Source organism: Erythrobacter sp. SN6-5, from assembly GCF_057364945.1.
The window spans coordinates 2,094,093-2,113,915 of sequence record NZ_CP200282.1; the positions used below are offsets into that span (position 1 = coordinate 2,094,093).

Genomic DNA, 19,823 nt, shown 5'->3' on the forward strand with positions numbered 1-19,823 from the left:
CGGCAGTTTAACTCAGGCACCAATCGTTTCGATATTGGCGTGGGCGGCGGCTATCTTCTCCTCGCCATCCCGGCCCATGACCCCATCGGCCGCTATGATCTGAACATCCGAGATGCCGATGAAACCGAGGAAAACCTTGAACCAAGGGGTCATCAGGTCGAAATCGCTGCCCACTGGCGTGCCACCGGATGCGACCGTGATATAGGCATTCTTACCTTCGAGAAGTCCGACCGGGCCGTTTTCTGTGTATTTGAAAGTGGTCCCGGCGCGGGCGACCAAATCTGCCCAGGCTTTGACCGATGCGGGGACTCCGAAATTGTAGATCGGCACTGCAAAGACGATGGTGTCGGCTGCCTGAAGCTCTTTAATCAGAGTGTCGGCAATGCTGGCAAGCTGCGCCTGTTCCGGCGTGCGGTCAGCCATTGGCGCGAGGTTGGCGGCGAAGCGATCCGCATCGATGAAGGGCAGGTCATTATGGCTAAGGTCGCGGGTGGTCACAATGCTGTCTGTCCCTGTGCTCAGACGCTCGAGCAACTTGTTGCCGAGGCCGCGTGAAATCGATTGGTCGCCTTGGATGCTGGCGGATATGTAAAGAATATTGGTCATTGGAACTCTCCTGAGAAGTGATCTTGCAAGGGAAAAGAAGAGCTGGCCGCTGGGGGAAATTCACGGCCAGCTCTCAAGGAATTTAAGCGGCGTCCACGAGGACAATTTCGCTGTCTTTAAGGGCGGTGATCGTCACCTGGCTGAGCTGGGTGATGGCAACACCGTCACGCGCTTCGGCCTCGACATCCTCGACGCGGACCTTGCCGGTGGCAGGGACCAGATAGAGGTGCCGTGATGGATCAGCGACATTGTAGGTGAGGCTTTCGCCAGCCTTGATCGTCGCGCCCAGCACGCTTGCATTGGTGCGGATCGGAAGCGCGCCATCGTCATTGGCGGCATCGTTTTCTGCCCCGCTTGCAAGGGTCACGAATTTGCCCGCCCGGTCGTCCTTGGGAAAGGGTGCTGCGCCCCAATTGGGGCTGCCGCCGCGCTCGGTCGGGATAATCCAGATTTGGAAGATTTCGGTTTCGACATCCTCGCGGTTGTATTCTGAATGCTGCACGCTGGTTCCAGCGCTCATCACTTGGACATCGTCGAGCCTCTGTGCGGCCCTCATTGCCCATGCTGTCGCGGTGGGTGATCGCGCCTTTGCGGACATAGGTGATGATTTCCATGTCTTCATGCGGGTGAATGGGAAAGCCTGTGCCAGGAGCGATTGTGTCGTCGTTCCAAACCCGAAGGCTGCCCCAATTGACGCGGGCGGGATCGTGATAGCCGCCAAAGGAAAAGTGATGGTGAGCATCCAGCCAACCGTGATTGGCTGCGCCCAGTGAATTGAAGGGACGAAGTTCGATGATAGGTGCGCTCATTGCCTGTCTCCTATTTGTGCCGATCGGTTGATGTTTGGATCAGCATGTTTGCGTTGAGACAGGAGGTAGGCGGTGTTTCGTAATCGTATAAGTGTGATAAAACTTGCCAAAATGTTCGGATTATTTGAACATACTTGTTATTATGCGTTTGGGCGATCCCACTCTTGATCAATTGCGCATCTTCCTGGCTGTGGTGGAAGAGGGCAGCTTTGGCGGCGCGGCGCGGCGGATGGGCCGGGCGGTGTCGGCGATCAGCTATGGCATTGCGCAGCTGGAGGCGCAGCTCGCTGTAAGCCTATTTGCGCGCGAGGGGTCGCGTAAGCCTGTACTGACTGAGGCAGGCAATGGCTTGCTGCCCGAAGCGCGAGCGGTCTCCGACGGCGTTGATGCACTGCTAGCCAAGACGCAAAGCTTGCATGCTGGACTGGAGAGCACGGTTTCGCTGGTGCTTGATGTGATGGTACCCGGTGATGTGACCGCGCGAGTCTTGCGCGATTTTCGCGCTATGTTTCCAACGGTTGCCTTGCGGTTGCAGATAGAGGGGCTGGGCGCGGTGGCGGCTTGCCTGATTGACGCGGAAGTTGATCTGGCTATTGGCGGACCGGTGATCGGCGACCATCCTGATCTCGAACGCCAAGTGATTGGCGGTGTTGATTTAATTCCTGTTGCAGCTCCGAATCATCCGCTCGCTGCGCCCAACATTCAGCCGGGCGAAAGCCGTAAGCACCTCCAATTGGTGCTGGCTGATCGCTCCCCCATGACAGATGGGCGCGAGTTCTCAGTGCTCAGCCCAAAGACCTGGCGGCTGGGTGATCTGGGCGCGAAACACGCTTTGCTGAAAGAGGGGCTGGGCTGGGGCAATATGCCGCGTCACCAAGTCGAGGGCGATATTGCGAGCGGCATTTTGGTGGAGCTCGACCTGCCGGAAAGACCCGGAGACATTTATCCATTCAGCGCTTTATGGCGCCGGGATGCGAGGCCGGGGCCCGCAGCGAGCTGGCTGATTGATGCGTTAAAGCGGCAATTGACTGCTTGATGGATCAGATCAGCGGTTGGCGCGAAGCCAGGTCAGCGCATCAGGCTTGGTAACGAAGAAATCGACATCGAGTCCGCTGCTCAGGCGCTTGTACTGCAAGCGGACCAACGGAGACGCACCCAGAATCGCGACACGCTTAAGCCCTACTTTGTGGGCAAGCAGCAGGTGATCGCGAATGGCTTCTCCCGTCGCTTGGTCTTGCGGCACAAAATCGGTGAAATCGACCAGTGCGTACATGGGAGAACGCGCCTCCATCAATGGGGCAGCTTTTCCGTTCACATCATCGAAGTAACTTTGGAACTGGTCAACTGTCCAAAAGCCACTGATTACCGAATGCAGCTCGCATTGGTCTTCCAACAAAGTGACGGAGTAGAAAGGTTCATTATTTGCCATATGAGCCTCATTTAACCAAGTAAGGTAAAGTTAGAGTAAAAACCCATGCCAACCTTAACTGTTTTGCTAATATGCTGAATCAGCAGACAGGGTTCTCATTTGGCCCGAAACGCGTTGGTTGATCGCCTGCTTTCCAGGGATCAAATTTTGGCATGATGCTCTTGAATATATCAGAGGCGAGATTCGCCTCCAACCATTTCTGCAAATGCGGGACCTGCTGCGTGTCGAACCATTCACGGTCCGTATTGGCGAATTGCCGGATGAATGGGAACAGCGCCATATCGCTGAGCGTGCGGGTGTTGCCGCATAGAAAGGGCTGAGTGGAGAGCCGCGTATCTAGGTCTTGCAGGATCGCGAAGCCCTCTGCGCGGTGATCAACATCGCCTTCCTCATCCTCATAACGCGATGGGTATTTGTAGCGGTCGAGGTGATGCTTAAACGCGCCGTCGTTACGCGCGATCAACGCCGCATCGTCGCCCGCCAGCCATCCCTCTGGATCATTCTTGCCCAGCGCCCAGCGCATGATTTCAATGCTCTCCTCCAGCACCGGACCATCGAACGAGATCAGCACTGGCACGGTCGCCTTGGACGAGATTTCAACCAGGGCTGGCGGCTTATCAGACAGCTTCACCTCGCGCAGGATCACGCCGATTTCCGCCACCCATAGGGCCATTCGCGCGCGCATCGCATAGGGGCAGCGGCGGAAAGAATAGAGGATCGGCGGATGCGTCACTTCGGATCACTTAGCGTATCTGGCGCTAGGCCGCCGGGAAAGTTTGCCTCCCAGCTTTCGCCTGCGTCAAAACCGTCTTCGCCAGCGTCTCTCGCAGCGGTCTCGATCGGTTTGCCAATATGCGCTTCGCCGCGCTGCTTCGCGAGTTCCTTTTGCCGCTGTCGCTCAACATAGCGGGCGCGCTGCTCATCATTGCGAGCATCGATGCAATGCGGGCAGCTGATCCCTTCAGCATAGTCGGGCGAGGCCATTTCCTCCGCGCTCAGCGGATGGCGGCAGGCAAAGCATTGCCCGTATGATCCCAGCTCCAGCCCGTGTTTCACCGCAACACGCTGATCAAATACGAAGCATTCGCCGTGCCACAGGCTTTCGTCCTCTGGCACGTTTTCAAGGTATTTGAGAATGCCGCCCTTGAGGTGATAGACCTCGTCCACGCCTTCGCTGCGCAGGAAACTGGTCGATTTTTCGCAGCGGATGCCGCCCGTGCAATACATCGCGACCTTGGGCGTTTTGCCTTCTCCCAGCAGTTCTTCGCGGCGTTCGCGAAACCATGCGGGAAAATCGCGAAAGCTTGGGGTCTTGGGATCGATCGCACCTTCGAACTGGCCGATGGCGACCTCATAATCATTGCGCGTGTCGATCACGATGGTGTCCGGATCGCTGATCAAATCGTTCCAATCGTTGGGATCGACATAGCGGCCCACGCTGGCGCGCGGATCAATCCCCGGCTCGCCCATGGTGACGATTTCGCGTTTCAACCGCACCTTCATCCGATGAAACGGCATGCTTTCGGCATGGGAGTATTTGACGTCGAACGTCTCGCAATCGGGCAGAGTGCGGATGCGCGCGAGCACAGATTCGATACCTTCCGGCGTGCCAGCGATGGTGCCGTTGACGCCCTCTGGCGCGAGCAGAATGGTACCACGCGTTCCCGCCGCATCGCAAGCCGCCTGCAGCGGTCCCTGCAAGGACGCGGGATCGTCAAAAGGCGCAAAATTATAGAGCGCCGCAACTTGGACATGATTAGGCATGTGGCGTCCTGTAAGCATTGCTAGCATGTACGACAATGGTCTAGCATTAGTGCCATGGCTGCTTTTGCGTTCATGGCGTCTGCATTGCTGACTGCTTCACCAGCAACCGGTAATGGCTGCGACATTTTTCCTCAAGCAGTCCATGAGAGCCGTTCTTACGGGGGGATGTCAGCGAGTTACTTGTGTGATCTTGGGTTTCGGCCACTTTGGCATTCGCTCGCGGAAGATCACATTGAGACGGTGCGATTCAGCTTTCTTCATGGTCATGCAATGTTCGTGCGTGTGGTGGAGATTGAGAAGTATGCGGATGGCTCCGCGCGGCTCTTAGTTGATGGGACAAGCCATCGGAGCAGGGTGCAGCAGCGCAGCTATCGCATTCGCAAGCGTACGCGCAAACTGTCCGCCGAGCAGGTGGCGACCCTCGATAGGCTAATCGAACAATCGAGCACGTTCGATCACGAAATTGGCACATGGGATATCGGCAAGGACACGGATGAAACTACAATTTTTATGCACTGCCAATCGCTCGATCTTGAGCGTGCCAATAGCGATGGATACAGGTTCTCATCAGTCCAGATCGGCTGCAATCAACCCAAGAGTTTGATGCCGTTGATTGAGGAGATCGTTAAACTAGCGAAACTCAAGCAAGTTGGTGAGGGTTCTCGATACTACTATTGAGTGTGGGAAGCAGCGGATGCCTTAAACGCGCTTCACCCAGCCATGCGTGTCGGCCACGCTGCCGCGCTGGATGCCGACCAATTTCTCGCGGATTTTGCTGGTCACCGCACCGGGACCGCCATTTCCGATCACAAATTCGCCATCCGCGCTGTCGACCTTGCCAACCGGGGTAACGACCGCCGCCGTGCCGCAGGCCATCACCTCAACCAGATCGCCGCTGGCCGCATCGCTGCGCCATTGCTGGATCGAATAAGGTTCCTCGCGCAGTTTCAGCCCTTCTTCGCCCAGCAGGGTGATCAGGCTGTTACGGGTGATCCCCGGCAAAATCGTCCCCGTTAGCGGCGGAGTAATCACGCTGCCATCGCGCATCACGAAGAACAGGTTCATGCCGCCCAGTTCCTCGACCCATTTCTTCTCGACCGCATCGAGGAACAAGACTTGATCGTGGCCGCGTTTGAACGCCTCGCCAGTGGGCACCAGGCTGGCGGCGTAATTGCCGCCGGTTTTCGCCGCGCCCGTGCCGCCGGGGGCCGCGCGGGTATAGTCCGACTGCCAGATGCTGACCGCTGGCGAGCCGGATTTGAAGTAATTGCCCGCTGCGCTCAGGATAACGATGAACTTATATTGCTTGGCCGGACGTACGCCTAGAAATGCCTCGGTCGCGAACATGAAGGGGCGGATGTAGAGCGAGCCGCCCTCGACGCTGGGGAACCACTTGGCATCTGCCGCGACTGCTTTGTTCACGGCCTCAAGAAACAGCTCCTCGGGCAATTCAGGCATCGCCATTCGCCGCGCGCTGTCGTTAAACCGCCGCGCGTTTTCCTCTGGGCGGAACAGCGCAAGCTCGCCATCCGCCAAGCGGTAGGCCTTCATCCCTTCGAAGATTTCCTGCGCATAGTGCAGCACGCTGGCTGCTGGATCGAGCGCAATTGGCTCACGCGGGCCAATCCGCGCCGAGTGCCAGCCGCCGCCAACACTGCCTTCTGCGCCCTCGTCATAATCAATCGTGACCATGTGATCGGTGAAGACAGTGCCGAAACCGGGATCAGCGACGGCGGCTTCGCGCGCATCGTCAGCCAGTGGCGAGGGGTGAGGGATTGTGTCAAATTTCATGGTGCGCGGATAGTGTGCCTAGGCGGTTTCGGCAAGAAGGAGTCTTTCGTTTTCGCCCTCAAATGCCGGGCGCGAGGCCTGCGGCCTCGAACCATTCCAAGCCATCGGCATGGCACCAAGCGTCCTTGTATGTAGTGAACGGCTTGGTGACAGAGCACGGTCGCTTTGGCGACCGCAAGGGCGCAGGCCCGTCCGCAGCGGAGTCGAAGACGGCCATAGGCCACCCGATCTTTGATCGTATGAGCGAGGATATCACGATCGCGGATGCTAATGCGTAGACCTAAAACGTGAGAAGGGCAGCGCCGCCTAAGCGGAACTGCCCTTCGCATGGTCAGCGGCCGGAAGTGCCGCTCACAAAGCCTTACTCGGCGTTTGTTTCCGCAAGGGAAATTACCGAATATGCTCCGTAGGGATCTTCACCGACCTCGCTACTGAACCATGAGACATCGGATCACCTCCTTTCGCGCTATTAAGCCAAGACCCGCCGTATCATCGGGGGGCCGAGTACTGCGTTTGCCGCTGAACTCGAGGATCAATCTGAGTCGTTTTGAGCTTGAACACAAGTCTTGTAAAAAACTTTTCCCACGTCAGAATATGCGACCTCGCGAAATCACCTACAATCCTCGATCACGCGGGTCACTTCGGCCCAAGCGGGTAAATAAAGCGCTGGCATACCAGCGGTCTCCAGCGCAAAACGACCCTTTGACAGTGCAATCGCATCGAGCAGTGGATCACGCGGATCAAGCTCGGCGGCGACCAGAGGCTGCCCACTGTTGCGGGTGGTGGCGCGCAAATCGCTGCTGCGTGTTTCGGTGCGAACTCGCATTTGAGCCGCGCTGGCGGCAGGGCCAAACCGGCCAATCCCCACTTTGCGCGTGTCCAGATCGCAGCGAATGATCGCTTGCGCGTTTTCAATGCTGCTGCCGAACAGAGCGAAGGTCTCATTGCGCTCTACAATGTAGCGCCAATTGCCCTGCGTCTGCGGAGCGTCGAGAAAGGCCAATCCAGCGGCCAACGGCGGCAAGGTTGCTGCGGGCTTTGGAGGTTCCGGCAATGGGCTAGGCGCGGGTGCGGGTGTGCTGGTCGTGGCCGGAGCGGATGTTGCGACGCTGGGCGGTTCTGAAGGTGGCACGCAGGCGGCAATGGTAAAACTGAGAGCGACGGCGCCGATGGCATTGAGGTAGATTGCTTTCATGCCGCATCAATGCGCGCTAACGCTGCACGCGTCTATGAAGAAAACGCCGAATTCCGCATCAAATTCATCGCAAACAGGCGAGCCGCCAAGTTTGGGCGATAAAGAGCCTGTGCGTGAAGGCAGAAAACCTAAGAAGCGCCGGGTCGATCACTTGTTGGCCGAGCGCGGTCTGGCGGAAAGCCGCACGCGGGCTCAGGCACTGGTGATGGCGGGTGCGGTGTTTGTCGGCGAGCAGAAGGTGACCAAACCGGGGCAGCAGATTGCCGAGGATGTGGTCCTGGAGGTGCGTGGGCGCGATCATCCCTGGGTCAGCCGCGGCGGGATTAAGCTTGCCCATGCGATTGAGCATTTCGGGATTGATCCGAAAGGTGTGACGGCGATGGATGTTGGGTCATCCACTGGCGGGTTCACCGACGTACTGCTGACGAATGGAGCGGCGCATGTCTTTGCGGTGGACAGCGGGACCAACCAGCTCGCTTGGAAGCTGCGTCAAGACGATCGCGTTACCGTCTATGAGCAGACCAGCGCGCGGGTGCTGACGCCGGATCATATCACTCAGCCGTTTAACTGGGTGGTGTGCGATGCAAGCTTTATTAGCCTTGCCAAAGTGCTGGAGCGGCCGCTGGAATTGGCGGCAAAGGAGTGCCAGTTGGTGGCGTTGATCAAGCCGCAATTTGAGGTCGCTCGCGCCGAAGTGGGTAAGGGCGGGGTGGTGCGCGATGCAGCGCTGCACGCCCGCGTTTGTGACGAGGTTCGCGAATGGCTGGAGCAAGCAGGTTGGAGCATTCAGGGGATCGTCGAAAGCCCGATCACCGGCCCGCAGGGCAATGTCGAATTTCTGGTGAGTGCGAGAAGAAACTAACTGGCTTGGTGGCGCGGCTTGGGCCGAAGGCCCGCAAGGGCGCATGCCCGCCCGCCCGCCGCGGCATCGCACACTGGATGGCGTGCGGAAAACAAAACTTCTACTCTAGATCGAGCGTTGAAATCTTCTCATCAAGGTCAATCGGGATCGAGCTCAAAACTTCGACCCCACAGTTCTTTTCATACCCCTTCATGCCATGTTCGGCGACCAATTCAGCCTGACGGACATCGCGCTGAAGCAGCAGTTCGGCAATCTCTTCGCGGTACAGCGCGACCATGGCTGTGACGAGCCGATTGACCAGCTCATCCTCCTGCGTTTTGTCGACATTATAGAGCTTCAGATGTTTGATCATCGTCTCTGCGGGATAGAGAAATTCGTTGGTGACAAAGCGATTGGTGGTGAACCAAGACATCGGGATGCCATTTGTATCAATCGACAGCGCGACCAAATGGGTCACATGCGCTTTGGCTTTCTCGCCTTCTGGCGGCATCACGGCAACCTGGCTGCCCTTGATCAGCTGATCACGGTGCAGAAACAGGTGGAAATGGCCATGTTCGCCTGCGTCTCGCTGTCCCGGAGCATGCACGTGGTAATACCAACGTGATTTTGTTTTGGCGTCGCGCGCATCCTTATCCGGATAATGTTTCCAGAAATGCACGTTCTCGGCGGGCAGAACACGCGCCATCAACGGCCGCTGTTCGCCTAGCCATCTGCGTGATCGTCTCAATAACGGTGAGGGCAGCTTGCTTAGGTGTCATGATCTCTGTCTAAAAAACAAAGAGACCGGCGACAACCATGTTGTCACCGGCCCACAATGTTTAGCTTTGCTGAGCTGAATTATTCAGCAGCGGCACAGCATGCAGCGGCACAGCAAGACGCTGCACAGCAAGCAGCGGCACAGCAACCTTCAGCCGCACATGCAGATGCTTCACAACCTGCAGCAGCACAGCAGCCAGCGGCACAGCAGCCAGCGGCACAGCAACCAGCAGCACAGCAACCAGCAGCACAGCAGCCAGCAGCTGCACAGCAAGCCACTGCAGTGGTGTCTGCGTCGGTGCTTGCGTCTTCAGCAGGCGCTGAACACGCAGCAGTAGCGATTGAAAGGCCGCCAGCGATCGCCATCATCGATGCGAGTTTGGTCTTTTGCATAAAAATTTTACCTCATTGGGTTGAGCGCCCCACTCCAACGTTCCTCACCGTCGTGCGCTCAAGAATCACGGCAGGAATGTGGCAGGCCTAGCAGATGCTTTTGATGTGTCCCAATGGTTTTGTTGATAATTGGGTAATAAATTGCGCTGAGGCGCGTTTCTTCCCCGACGATTTGCCGCTTCTGCAACCGGGTATGATTGGCGCGCGGCATGGCGATGTGTATCCCGGCTGGCTCTGATCGCACCCGCGAGATCGCGCCGTATTCTGTCCGAATTATGGCCTTTTGCGCGGCTCTCTCGAGGATGGATATGAGTTTTCTCGCTTCCAAAGCGCAATTGCGGGCCAGTTTGCTACGCTGGTCGTTGTTTCTGGTGCCCTTGGTCGTCCTGCTCGGTTTCGTTGCGGGTCAGTTAGGCAGCCCGAACACGGTCTGGTTTCAAGGTCTGACCAAGCCGAGCATTTTCCCTCCACCAGCCGCATTCGGGATCGTATGGACCATCCTCTATATCATGCTAGGCTTTGCCTTGGCTTTGATCGTTAGCTCTTGGGGAGCATATGGCAGGGGCCTCGCAGTCGGCCTGTTTGCGGTGCATTTTGTGCTGAACTTGGCGTGGACGCCGGTCTTTTTCGGCGGTCAGAATATCGTCGGTGGATTGATCGTTCTCAGCCTGGTTTGCGTGACATTGCTGGCGGTGATCTGGGCCTTTTATAGGGTCCGTAAGCTCGCGGCTCTGCTGTTGCTGCCCTATCTTGCCTGGGTCACATTCGCGACCGTGCTCAACTATCAATTCATGGTTGAGAACCCGGATGGCGGGATGTCCGGTGAAAGCGCTGCTGCCCAGCGGATTGAGTTGTAAGCGTTTGATTTCCGCACGCCATCCGGCGTGCGATATCCTCGCTCACGCGATCAAAGATCGCATCGCTGCGGGCAGGCATGCGCCCTTGCGGCTGCTACGCAGCCGAGCTCCGCGACCAAGCTAGACAACTTCACTCTACCCTAGACAAATCCCGCTCGCTTCACCATCTGAAACCCATGCAAAGTGAAAACCCGATCATCGCCGACTTCGTCAAACTCGCAAACAGCGCCGCAGGCACAATGGCGGGCATGACGCGCGAGGCCCGCGAGGGCGCGCGTGAGAAAATGCGTGAGGCCTTGGGCGGGGTTGATTTTGTCAGCCGCGAAGAGTTTGAGACGGTCAAGCTGATGGCGCAAAAGGCGCGCGAGCAGAACGAAGCGCTAGAGGCGCGGATCAAGCAGCTCGAAGCCAAGCTCTCCAAGAAATAATCTGCCCAAAATTTCCGGCCCCGGCGGGATTGCAAGCCAGCGGCGTTCCTTTAAGCCTGCAGGTATTCAACCCGCTATGAAAGGCCGTCCATGCTTCGCACATCTCTCCTTGCCGCCACCGGCGTCATTGCCCTCTTGCCTGCTGCCGTATTGGCGCAAGACGCAGAGGAAAGTTTCGGCGGCGCGAAGGGGGCAGACCTTTCTATCGAAGCAATCGAACCTGACGGTAGCGATGTGTCGATTGGCCGCGCGGGCGAGCATCCGGCGGATATTGCGCGTTATCTGCTCGCAAATGGTCCGGGGGCAGCCAACCTTTCGCCCGATGGTAAAACAATCGCCTTCAGCTGGGATGTAACCGGGCAATCGGAATTGTGGGTGATGCCCGCCAGCGGCGGCGTGCCCAAACAAGTGACCTTTAAGACCGGGGTGAGCGCGCCGGTATGGACGCCCGATGGATCGCGCCTGTTCTATGCCGCCGACCGTGATGGCAATGAGCAGCCGGGCTATTTCACCATCACCCCAGACGGGAAAGAAGAGACCGAAGTTTTGCCAGCGGCGCGCGGCGATTTTCGCGTGTTCGGTGATTTTGCGAGCGATGGCAGCTTTGTCTACGCCTCCACTGCGCGCGGGGCGGGCGTGTTCGACATTTATCGCGGCACTCTGTCTGGTGAGAGCGAGCTGATTGTCGAAAGCGAGCTTGGCCTTATCCCGCAATCCATTTCGCCAGATGGGAAGTATACCGTCGTAACTGAGACGGTGGGCGAGGATGCCGACAACCTCTATCTGCTCGATCTTGCGACCAAGGAAATGACCACGATTTCCAAGCCTCCCGTGGAGGACCGCGCGAGCCATACGATCGGCGGGTTCGACTGGTTGCCGGATTCCAGCAGTGTTGGATTGTCGACCAACAAAGACCGCGAACATGGCGCTTTGAGTGTTTATACGATCGCTGACTCGCAACTGCGCACTGTTGAGCCATCTGAGGCCGATATTGAAAACGTTCAGACGTGCGGTGTGGAGGGTGCAATTGTTGCCTACACCGAAAACCGCGATGGCTTCGATGTTCTGAAACTGCGAAATGCCAACGATGGCGGCGAGCGGTCCGTTCCCAAACTTCCCGAAGGCAAATATTCGCTCGATTGCGAAGGGGATGCCTATCCCAAATTGATGGTGCGGGTGAATGGTTGGCAAACGCCGGGTGAAATATGGATGGTCGACCCGTTGGAAGGGACAGCGGAGAAGGTCTTTGCGGCCAATCTTGCTGGCCTTGATCCAAGCCGGCTGGTGAGGCCGCAAGTGGTGCGTTATCCCGCCCGTGATGGCGTGGAGTTGCAGGGGCTGCTCTATCTACCGGAGGGCGCGAGCACGGGCGAAAACGCGCCGCCGGTCGTCTTCTCTGTGCATGGCGGCCCAACGGCTCAGTCGCAGGCCACCTTTGATGCCGTTGCGCAATATCACGTTGCGCGCGGTGTTGCGGTGTTTGAACCCAATGTGCGCGGCTCAACCGGGCTAGGGCGAACCTATACGACGCTGGACGACCGCGAGAACCGCTTGGATTCGGTGCGCGATCTGGTTGATCTCAAAAACGCTCTGGCCGCCGATGGCTTGATCGATGGCGACCGGGCAGCGGTGATGGGTGGTTCTTATGGCGGCTATGCCGTCAACGCAGTGCTGGCGGAATATCCGGGTGAGTTTGCCGCTCGGCGTCTCTCTGTTTGGCGTGGCGGATTGGGTCACCGCGTTGGAGATCGCCTCGCCTGCACTGAAAGCTTCTGATAAAGTCGAATATGGCGATATCGAAGAGCCACGTTGGCGTGAGTTTTATACCATAAACTCACCCATACGAAAAGCCGATCAGATCAATGTGCCGGTGCTGTACTCGCACGGGGTTATGGACCCCAGGATCGACATTATGGAGACTGAAACCATGGTGAAGACCCTGCGCGCAAACGGTGTGCCAGCGCCCTTCATCCGTATCCCAGACGAAGGTCATGGCTGGCGCAAACTCAGCAATCAACTGTTCTATTTCCGCAAGCAAGCGGAGTTCATCGAGAAACATCTAGGACTGAGCGAGGGGCAGTGACGCCCCGCGCGCTGCCCCGCAGACTTCCATGAATATCAGAGCGCCTGCCATCCTTGTTGCCTCGCGCGCTCATGGGGAAAGCGCCGCGATTGCGCGCATGTTGACCGAGGAGTACGGGCTCGTCGCTGGCTATGTCGCAGGCGGGCGCGGGCGGCGGCTGCGCCCGGTGATGATCCCGGGCAATTCGATTGAGGCGGAGCTGCGCTCAAAATCGGACAACCAATTGCCGTTTGCGCGCATCGAACTGTCAGAAAGCCGCGGGCCGTGGATGACGGAGCCTCTGCCAGCCGCCGCGATCACATGGGTCTGCGCACTGACGGCGACCGCTTTGCCAGAGCGCAATCCTTATCCCAGCCTCTATCAAGCGTTGAATGCGCTGCTGGGCGCGATATGCCACGCGCCATCAGCGCGCGGCTGGCTGTCTGTTCTGGTGACCTATGAGGCTATGTTGCTGCGAGAATTGGGATATGGCGGCGGCAAGCCCGACCCAAGCGGCGATTTGGCCGAGCAAATGGCGCAATTTAAGACGCTTGAAGCGCCGCTTGCGCGATACGTGCTTGCCGAGCGTGACCGCGATGTTATGGCCGCGCGAACGCTGCTTTCAGAGCGGCTGGCCCGGATGATGACGTGAAAGTTTGCTAATGAAGATCGCAGTTTTGCCCGGTGATGGGATTGGCCCAGAGGTGACCAAAGAGGCCTTGCGCGTGCTTGATGCGCTCTCGCTGCCGGGGCTTACCTTGTTTGAAGGTGATATTGGCGCGGTCGCTTACAAGCGCCACGGCCATCCTCTACCCGCAGAGACGCTGGAGATGGCCCGTGCGGCCGATGCGGTGCTGTTTGGCGCAGTGGGTGATCCCTCTTGCGACAGTCTAGAGCGGCATTTGCGCCCGGAGCAGGCGATTTTAGGCCTGCGTAAAGAGCTTGATCTGTTTGCCAATTTGCGCCCAGCCAAGGTGTTTGACGGGCTGGAGGAGCTTTCTCCGCTCGCGCCAGAGCAGGCCGCTGGCTTTGATCTGCTGATCGTTCGCGAGCTGACCGGCGATGTTTATTTCGGCGACAAGGGCGAGCGCGTAAACGACGCGGGCGAGCGTGAGGGGTGGGACATGATGTCTTACTCTGCCAGCGAGGTACGCCGGATCGCCGCCACCGCATGGAGTGCGGCCAAGACGCGCGGCGGGCGCGTGACCAGCGTCGATAAGGCCAATGTATTGGAAACTAGCCGTATTTGGCGCGAAACCGTGCTGGAATATGCCGCGGAGCAGGGAGCCAAAGATGGAAGCAGCATTGCGCTCGATCACATGTATGTCGACAACGCTGCGATGCAGCTCGTCACTGCGCCATCGCAATTTGACGTGATCGTCACCGGTAATCTGTTCGGCGATATTCTGTCCGATCTCGCCAGCGCGGCGGTCGGCTCAATCGGCCTGCTACCCAGCGCTTCGATGGGCTCACGCCAAACAGAACACGGCACGTTCGGCCTGTACGAGCCGATCCATGGCAGCGCGCCCGACATTGCCGGGCAGGGCAAGGCTAATCCGATGGCGACCATCCTGTCAGCGGCGATGATGCTGCGTCATTCCTTCAGGCTGGAGGCAGAGGCGGCGCGGATTGAGGCGGCGGTGGCAAAGGCGGTGGCCGACGGCATTCGCGGCGGCGATTTGGGCGGCTCACACGGCTGCGAAGCGATTGGCAGCGCGATCATCGAGCGGCTTTGAGCGCCCGGGGCTGCGTGCACAATGACCGCCACGTTTGAACTTGCAATTATCCTGCCGACGCTGAACGAGCGCGGCAATCTGGCACCTCTTGTGGAACGGATTGATGCCGCGCTAACTCCAATATTGGGGGCGGGCGGCTGGGAAGTGCTGATTATTGACGATAATAGCGCCGATGGCACGGCGGATGAGGCTCGCGCGATTGCACTGGGCGATGCGCGGGTGCGCGCGATCCAGCGGATTGGCTTAGCGCGGGCTTGCCAGCGCGGCGATCGAGGGGTTTTGCGCCACCGCCTCGCCGTTCGTCGCGGTGATGGATGCCGACCACCAGCATGATCCCGAATTGCTTGGACCTATGCTGGATGCTGTTCGCGGTGGAGAGGCTGATGTGGCGGTCGCTTCACGCTTTGCTCCCGGTGCAAGCACGCAGGACTGGGCAGCGCCGGAACGAGAGCGTCTGTCCGGCTTTGCCAATGCGATGGCCCGGCGTTTGACCGGGGTCGATCTAACCGATCCGATGAGCGGCTATTTCCTGCTACGCAGTGAAACCGCGCGTGCGCTAGTCCCGCGTCTGTCGGGCATTGGTTTCAAGATCCTGCTCGACCTGCTGGCGACCTCTGGCAAGACGCTGAACGTAAAAGAATTTCCGCTGAAATTCGCCAAGCGTCGGGAGGGTGAAAGCAAGCTTGACCGCGCGATCCTGTTCGACTTTTTGGCTGGGCTTTATGACAAGACTTTGGGGCGTGTAATCCCCACCCGTTTTGCGCTGTTCGGCACGGTCGGGGCGCTGGGCGTAATCGTGCATATGGCGGTGCTGGCGCTGTTGCTACTGTGGCTGGAAGAGGCCTTCACCATCGCACAAGCGGGCGCTGTTTTCGTGGCGATGAGCTTCAATTTCTGGCTCAACAATTGGCTGACCTATCGTGATCAGCGGCTGCGTGGGCAGGGCGCGGTGCTGCGCGGATGGCTTGGTTTCTGCGCGACCTGCGCAGTGGGCGCCTTTGCCAATGTCGCGGTGGCGACGCTGCTGGAAAGTCAGGGCATTTATTGGGCGCTCGCCGCGCTCGCCGGGATCCTGATTGGATCGGTGTGGAATTACGCCCTATCCAGCCGGTTCGTCTGGGGAAGGTATTAGCTCGTTGTCATTGCGAGCATAGCGAAGCAATCCATGGACCGCTCCTCAAATTTTCAGCCCGCCGTGTACATAATGGCGAACCACAAGAACGGCACGATCTATACGGGCGTTACCTCGGATCTGCCGAAGCGGGCTTGGGAACATAGCAGCGGAGCGGTCGAAGGCTTCACCAAACGGTATAATTGCAAGCGGCTCGTGTGGTTCGAGCTCCACTCCACCATGGAACATGCGATAATGCGAGAGAAGCAGCTGAAAGCTGGGTCGAGGAAGGCGAAGATTTGGCAGATTGAGGCTTCGAACCCAGACTGGCGAGACCTGTTCTTTGATATTGCCCGCTAGACCGTGGATTGCTTCGCTACGCTCGCAATGACGAGAGGAGGCTATTTTTCATCTCCACCCCTCGATCCAAGTCCAATGGACGAAGCTCATCGGGCCATCGAGCGGGCTAAGCAGTCAAGATCTTGAAAAACAGTGCAAACATCGCCGCGCTGCCGAGCAGAACCCCATAACTCGCCCAGCGAAATTTGCTGCGTGACAGATCGCCGAGCGTCAGGGCCAGCGCGCCGAGCAGGAACAGGCTGGGCATGAAATAATGGTAGTAGAACTGGATTGGCTTGTTCGCGATCAGCCACAGTCCAAGGCTGGCGGCATAGCCAACAACAACCGCGATCTTGGCCCAATTGCGAGTGGTAGCGCCACTGAGCGCGCACCACATAAGCGCGGGCAGGCCAAGCAGCATGGTGAGCGGATTGCCGATCAGCAGCACGCCGCGCTGCGCATTGTCAGTAAACTCGTACAGATACCAAATGCCGCGCGTGTTCAGCGCCCATTGGTCCCACGTGCTTTGATAGGGATGCGGCTGTTTCACCGAGGCTTGCAGCTCAATCATCTCGCGGTGGAGGCCTATCAGGCCCTGCTCGGCCAGCGGCGAATTGAGCAGGCCGTAAGCGGGCAGATAGGTCGCGCTGTAGACGGCGAGCGGGACAATGCCGAGCCACAGGAACGCCTCGGCCAGCGATATGCCCGGCACCGGAATGCCGCGTGTGCTGGTGAGCAGTCGCTGCCGTCCGGCGGATAGACGCGCAGCAAAAAAAGCAATGCCCGGCAGCACCGCAATCGGCACTGCATTCCATTTGGATGCCATCGCCAGGCCTAGAGCCACACCACACATTGCCAGATGCCAACGTCCACGCTCTGCCTCTCTGATCGCGGCGGTGAATTGCCATGCCGCGATGCACAGGAACGCGGCCATAAACACATCCAGCATCGCGATGCGGGCATGGATGAACAAGTGAAATCCGCTGGCGACCAGCACGCCAAAGGCAATCGTGGCAAACCGGTCAAAACTGGCCTGCCACATGGTGCGCATCGCCGCGAACAGCGCCAAAGTGCCCGCGATCATCGGCATGATGCGCCAGCCCAGCGCATTGTCACCAAACAGGGTAATCCCCAGCGCAATCAATTGCTTGCCTAGCAGCGGATGCTCACGATTGAGATAAACGCCGTCTTCCAAAATTGCGCGCGCAGCGGGCAGATAATGGATCTCATCAAACATTGGGCCTGAGGGGATCGTCAGCCGCACCCATGCCAAAGCGGCGAACACAGCCGTGATGCCCAGACAGGCCAGCCATGGGTCGCGCGGATGGGGAGGGGCTTCGCTCATTTCGGAGGAGCGATTAGCGGCGCCCCTCCTCAGCGGCAAGTGTTTGGATCAGCGTAAATTGTTATGAGACATCCGTTTCCGCCTGGCTCTCGAGCCAGAACAGGCGCGCGATCATCGCGAACAAACCGATGCTGGCTGTGCATCCCACAAACAGCGCCCATAGCGGCACGTTCATATCCATCTTGCGAGCGCGCGGTGCAATAAAGAACAATGCAATCATTACGCAGAACACCAAATCCCACCACACCTGAATACCCGTGAGATTGGCCGAGTGGTTCGTCCAGAACATCACAATCCCATCCTGCCAGATCTGTATTGCGGTGAATGCGGCAAATCCGCCCGAGAACATAGCGGCAATGATGGGGCTGCCCAAGATTGGTTTGGCGACAAGGATATAGAGTAACGCCGCAATACCTGGGATCAGTCCGATGATTGTGAGAATTTCGAGCGGGGACATTTCAAGCGGGTTCATAGGTCAATTCTCCGTAGGCGTGTAGCGAGTGCTACATGCGCTTGTAACGCAATGTAGCACTAGCTACAAGGGCTTATGTCAAAACTTATATCCAAGCCGCAAATGTCCAAGGAATCGCTGCTGCCATTGCTGGCGCAGCATATTTTGGAGCACGGCCTCGGCGGGGCCAGCCTGCGCCCCTTGGCGAAGGCGGCAGGCACCAGTGATCGGATGCTGATCTATCATTTTGGCAATAAAGAACAGCTGCTTACCGATGTTCTGGCGCATATTGCCGGGATCTATTCCGCTGCGCTGGATGCCGGAGTAGGCGATGAAAGGGCGGTGACGCGGCAACAATGCGTTGCGCGTATCCTTGCGCAGGGGCGCGAGCCGATGATGCAGCCGTTTATGGCGCTGTGGTGGGAGATCGTGGCGGGCGCGGCGCGTGGCACCCCCGGCTACCGTGAGGCGGCGGAGAGCATGATGGCCGAGCTGCTCAGCTGGCTCGAGACGCAAATGCTGGCCGATGATCCCGACCCTGTGGGCGGGGCGCGATACCTGCTGACCCTGATCGAGGGCAGTTTGATGCTCGGCGTGGTCGGCCATGCGCGCACGGCGCGTGAAGGACTGCTTGCGAGTGACCTCGCGCCAAACTAAGCGTGTCGCCATGAAAAAGACCACTGGAATGGACCGCGCGGCGACGCGCAATTGGCGGCCTGCAACGCGCGCAGTGCGCGGGGGAACCTGGCGCAGCGAGCATGGCGAGACGAGTGAGGCGCTGTTTCTCACCTCTGGCTACACCTATGATGATGCGCAAACGGTGGCGGATCGGTTTGCTTAGCGATGCTGAGGGTATGACCTATTCGCGCTTGCAAAACCCGACCGTGGCGATGCTGGAGGAGCGGATTGCGCTGCTTGAAGGGGCCGAGGCCTGCCGTGCTCAGGCGAGCGGAATGGCGGCGATGACAGCGGCTTTGCTGTGCCAAGTTTCCGCCGGGGATCATGTGGTGGCGGCGCGCGCGGCCTTTGGTTCGTGCCGCTGGCTGGTTGATGAGCTGCTGCCGAAATTCGGGGTTGAAACCAGCGTAATTGACAGCGCGGATGACGCCGCGTGGGAGGCCGCGATCCGGCCGAATACCAAGGTATTCTTCTTTGAGACGCTGACCAATCCGACATTGGATGTGGTTGACCTTAAACATGTTTGCGCTCTGGCAAAGGCGCATGGCATCACTAGCGTGGTCGACAATGCCTTTGCCTCGCCAGCGCTGCAGCGGCCGATGGAATTTGGCGCCGATGTGGTCGCCTACAGCGCGACGAAACTGATGGACGGGCAGGGCCGCGTGCTCGCCGGGGCGATTTGCGGCAGCGAGGAATGGATCAATGAGACGCTAATGCCGTTTCAGCGCAACACCGGCCCGACGATCAGCGCGTTTAACGCCTGGGTTGTGCACAAGGGGCTGGAAACGCTGCAATTGCGGGCGCACAAGCAAAGCGAGCAGGCCGTGGCGCTCGGCGAGTTTCTGGAGCCGCGCATATCGAAGGGCGGTGGGCGCATGTTGCACCCGGGCCTGCCGAGCCATCCGCGCCACAATCTGGCGAAGGCTCAAATGGACGCGACCGGGCCGATCTTCGCCTTTGACGTGGGCACGAGGGCGCGCGCCTTTGCCTTGCTTGATGCGTTGGAACTGATTGATATTTCGAATAATATTGGTGATGCGCGCTCACTGATGTGTCACCCCGCCTCGAGCACCCATGCCGGGATGAGTGAGGAAGGCCGCACGGAAATGGATGTGACCGAAGGGCTGCTGAGGATCAATGTCGGTCTGGAGGATCCAGCCGACCTGATGGAGGATTTGGATCAGGCGCTGGCGGCAGCGGAACTTTAGGCG

Annotated in this window: 22 protein-coding genes and 3 pseudogenes; 14 read left to right on the forward strand and 11 right to left on the reverse strand. The window is 58.6% G+C overall.

Going from position 1 to position 19,823, the window contains the following annotated elements:
* Window positions 1-12: 12 nt before the first annotated feature.
* Together AC0V6Z_RS10365 and AC0V6Z_RS10370 are read right to left on the reverse strand one after the other, a co-directional pair.
* A complete protein-coding gene (locus AC0V6Z_RS10365; RefSeq protein ID WP_472638423.1) occupies window positions 13-606 on the reverse strand; it encodes an FMN-dependent NADH-azoreductase in 594 nt (197 codons plus the stop codon).
* Window positions 607-688: 82 nt separating this feature from the next.
* Window positions 689-1,403: pseudogene (locus AC0V6Z_RS10370) on the reverse strand (pirin family protein).
* A 154-nt stretch (window positions 1,404-1,557) separates the two neighbouring features.
* On the opposite strand from AC0V6Z_RS10370, the gene AC0V6Z_RS10375 reads away from it, so the two are divergent.
* Window positions 1,558-2,451 carry a LysR family transcriptional regulator gene (locus AC0V6Z_RS10375; RefSeq protein WP_472638424.1) on the forward strand — a complete coding sequence of 298 codons (894 nt, stop codon included), beginning with the start codon at window positions 1,558-1,560 and terminating at the stop codon, window positions 2,449-2,451.
* 9 nt (window positions 2,452-2,460) lie between these two features.
* Here AC0V6Z_RS10375 and AC0V6Z_RS10380 read toward each other — a convergent pair whose 3' ends face one another.
* The 3 genes from AC0V6Z_RS10380 to trhO all read right to left on the reverse strand — a co-directional run bounded on the left by AC0V6Z_RS10380 (window position 2,461) and on the right by trhO (window position 4,608).
* Entirely contained in the window at window positions 2,461-2,844 is a 384-nt protein-coding gene (locus AC0V6Z_RS10380) for a hypothetical protein (RefSeq protein WP_472638425.1), read from the reverse strand.
* A gap of 79 nt (window positions 2,845-2,923) precedes the next feature.
* Window positions 2,924-3,577 (reverse strand): glutathione S-transferase, encoded by a 654-nt coding sequence (locus AC0V6Z_RS10385; protein WP_472638426.1) that lies wholly within the window; start codon window positions 3,575-3,577, stop codon window positions 2,924-2,926.
* Entirely contained in the window at window positions 3,574-4,608 is a 1,035-nt protein-coding gene (gene trhO / locus AC0V6Z_RS10390) for an oxygen-dependent tRNA uridine(34) hydroxylase TrhO (protein ID WP_472638427.1), read from the reverse strand. The genes AC0V6Z_RS10385 and trhO overlap by 4 nt, the downstream gene beginning before the upstream one ends.
* Window positions 4,609-4,662: 54 nt before the next feature.
* On the opposite strand from trhO, the gene AC0V6Z_RS10395 reads away from it, so the two are divergent.
* The gene (locus tag AC0V6Z_RS10395; RefSeq protein WP_472638428.1) at window positions 4,663-5,286 is read left to right on the forward strand and encodes a hypothetical protein; all 624 of its coding nucleotides are present in this window, start codon (window positions 4,663-4,665) and stop codon (window positions 5,284-5,286) included.
* Window positions 5,287-5,307: 21 nt separating this feature from the next.
* On the opposite strand, the gene AC0V6Z_RS10400 is transcribed toward AC0V6Z_RS10395, so the two are convergent.
* Window positions 5,308-6,399, reverse strand: a complete 1,092-nt coding sequence (locus AC0V6Z_RS10400) for a branched-chain amino acid aminotransferase (RefSeq protein ID WP_472638429.1) — start codon at window positions 6,397-6,399, stop codon at window positions 5,308-5,310.
* A gap of 134 nt (window positions 6,400-6,533) precedes the next feature.
* Between AC0V6Z_RS10400 and AC0V6Z_RS10405 the strand changes: the two genes are divergently transcribed.
* Window positions 6,534-6,677 carry a hypothetical protein gene (locus tag AC0V6Z_RS10405; protein ID WP_472638430.1) on the forward strand — a complete coding sequence of 48 codons (144 nt, stop codon included), beginning with the start codon at window positions 6,534-6,536 and terminating at the stop codon, window positions 6,675-6,677.
* 332 nt (window positions 6,678-7,009) lie between these two features.
* On the opposite strand, the gene AC0V6Z_RS10410 is transcribed toward AC0V6Z_RS10405, so the two are convergent.
* Window positions 7,010-7,594, reverse strand: a complete 585-nt coding sequence (locus tag AC0V6Z_RS10410) for a hypothetical protein (RefSeq protein ID WP_472638431.1) — start codon at window positions 7,592-7,594, stop codon at window positions 7,010-7,012.
* 34 nt (window positions 7,595-7,628) lie between these two features.
* Between AC0V6Z_RS10410 and AC0V6Z_RS10415 the strand changes: the two genes are divergently transcribed.
* Window positions 7,629-8,456: a TlyA family RNA methyltransferase gene (locus AC0V6Z_RS10415; RefSeq protein ID WP_472638432.1), complete on the forward strand. Its 828-nt coding sequence runs from the start codon at window positions 7,629-7,631 to the stop codon at window positions 8,454-8,456.
* Window positions 8,457-8,556: 100 nt separating this feature from the next.
* Here AC0V6Z_RS10415 and AC0V6Z_RS10420 read toward each other — a convergent pair whose 3' ends face one another.
* Together AC0V6Z_RS10420 and AC0V6Z_RS10425 are read right to left on the reverse strand one after the other, a co-directional pair.
* Complete coding sequence (locus AC0V6Z_RS10420) at window positions 8,557-9,141, reverse strand: DUF6969 family protein (protein ID WP_472638433.1); 585 nt, start codon at window positions 9,139-9,141, stop codon at window positions 8,557-8,559.
* Window positions 9,142-9,274: 133 nt separating this feature from the next.
* Window positions 9,275-9,481 carry a hypothetical protein gene (locus tag AC0V6Z_RS10425; RefSeq protein WP_472638434.1) on the reverse strand — a complete coding sequence of 69 codons (207 nt, stop codon included), beginning with the start codon at window positions 9,479-9,481 and terminating at the stop codon, window positions 9,275-9,277.
* A 333-nt stretch (window positions 9,482-9,814) separates the two neighbouring features.
* Between AC0V6Z_RS10425 and AC0V6Z_RS10430 the strand changes: the two genes are divergently transcribed.
* From AC0V6Z_RS10430 to AC0V6Z_RS10465, 8 genes and pseudogenes are all read left to right on the forward strand, one after another.
* Window positions 9,815-10,462, forward strand: coding sequence for a TspO/MBR family protein (locus tag AC0V6Z_RS10430; protein ID WP_472638435.1), 648 nt, complete (start codon window positions 9,815-9,817; stop codon window positions 10,460-10,462).
* A 176-nt stretch (window positions 10,463-10,638) separates the two neighbouring features.
* A complete protein-coding gene (locus AC0V6Z_RS10435; RefSeq protein WP_472638436.1) occupies window positions 10,639-10,890 on the forward strand; it encodes an accessory factor UbiK family protein in 252 nt (83 codons plus the stop codon).
* A 90-nt stretch (window positions 10,891-10,980) separates the two neighbouring features.
* The gene (locus AC0V6Z_RS10440) at window positions 10,981-12,666 is read left to right on the forward strand and encodes a S9 family peptidase (protein WP_472638437.1); all 1,686 of its coding nucleotides are present in this window, start codon (window positions 10,981-10,983) and stop codon (window positions 12,664-12,666) included.
* Window positions 12,611-12,973 (forward strand): alpha/beta hydrolase family protein, encoded by a 363-nt coding sequence (locus AC0V6Z_RS10445; protein WP_486176477.1) that lies wholly within the window; start codon window positions 12,611-12,613, stop codon window positions 12,971-12,973. Before AC0V6Z_RS10440 ends, AC0V6Z_RS10445 begins: the two co-directional genes overlap by 56 nt.
* Window positions 12,974-13,001: 28 nt before the next feature.
* The gene (recO, locus tag AC0V6Z_RS10450) at window positions 13,002-13,604 is read left to right on the forward strand and encodes a DNA repair protein RecO (protein WP_472638439.1); all 603 of its coding nucleotides are present in this window, start codon (window positions 13,002-13,004) and stop codon (window positions 13,602-13,604) included.
* 10 nt (window positions 13,605-13,614) lie between these two features.
* Window positions 13,615-14,688: a 3-isopropylmalate dehydrogenase gene (leuB, locus tag AC0V6Z_RS10455; protein ID WP_472638440.1), complete on the forward strand. Its 1,074-nt coding sequence runs from the start codon at window positions 13,615-13,617 to the stop codon at window positions 14,686-14,688.
* Window positions 14,689-14,709: 21 nt separating this feature from the next.
* Window positions 14,710-15,820: pseudogene (locus AC0V6Z_RS10460) on the forward strand (glycosyltransferase).
* Between the two features lie 33 nt (window positions 15,821-15,853).
* Window positions 15,854-16,159 carry a GIY-YIG nuclease family protein gene (locus AC0V6Z_RS10465; protein WP_472638441.1) on the forward strand — a complete coding sequence of 102 codons (306 nt, stop codon included), beginning with the start codon at window positions 15,854-15,856 and terminating at the stop codon, window positions 16,157-16,159.
* A gap of 106 nt (window positions 16,160-16,265) precedes the next feature.
* Here the strand turns inward: AC0V6Z_RS10465 and AC0V6Z_RS10470 are convergent, their stop codons facing one another.
* On the reverse strand, window positions 16,266-17,483 hold the full coding sequence (locus AC0V6Z_RS10470) for a phospholipid carrier-dependent glycosyltransferase (protein WP_472638442.1): 1,218 nt from the start codon (window positions 17,481-17,483) through the stop codon (window positions 16,266-16,268).
* Window positions 17,484-17,544: 61 nt separating this feature from the next.
* The gene (locus tag AC0V6Z_RS10475; RefSeq protein WP_472638443.1) at window positions 17,545-17,955 is read right to left on the reverse strand and encodes a hypothetical protein; all 411 of its coding nucleotides are present in this window, start codon (window positions 17,953-17,955) and stop codon (window positions 17,545-17,547) included.
* 75 nt (window positions 17,956-18,030) lie between these two features.
* Here AC0V6Z_RS10475 and AC0V6Z_RS10480 point away from each other — a divergent pair, with 75 nt between their 5' ends.
* Together AC0V6Z_RS10480 and AC0V6Z_RS10485 are read left to right on the forward strand one after the other, a co-directional pair.
* On the forward strand, window positions 18,031-18,591 hold the full coding sequence (locus AC0V6Z_RS10480) for a TetR/AcrR family transcriptional regulator (protein ID WP_472638444.1): 561 nt from the start codon (window positions 18,031-18,033) through the stop codon (window positions 18,589-18,591).
* A 10-nt stretch (window positions 18,592-18,601) separates the two neighbouring features.
* A pseudogene (locus AC0V6Z_RS10485) lies at window positions 18,602-19,820 on the forward strand (trans-sulfuration enzyme family protein).
* Window positions 19,821-19,823: the final 3 nt, after the last annotated feature.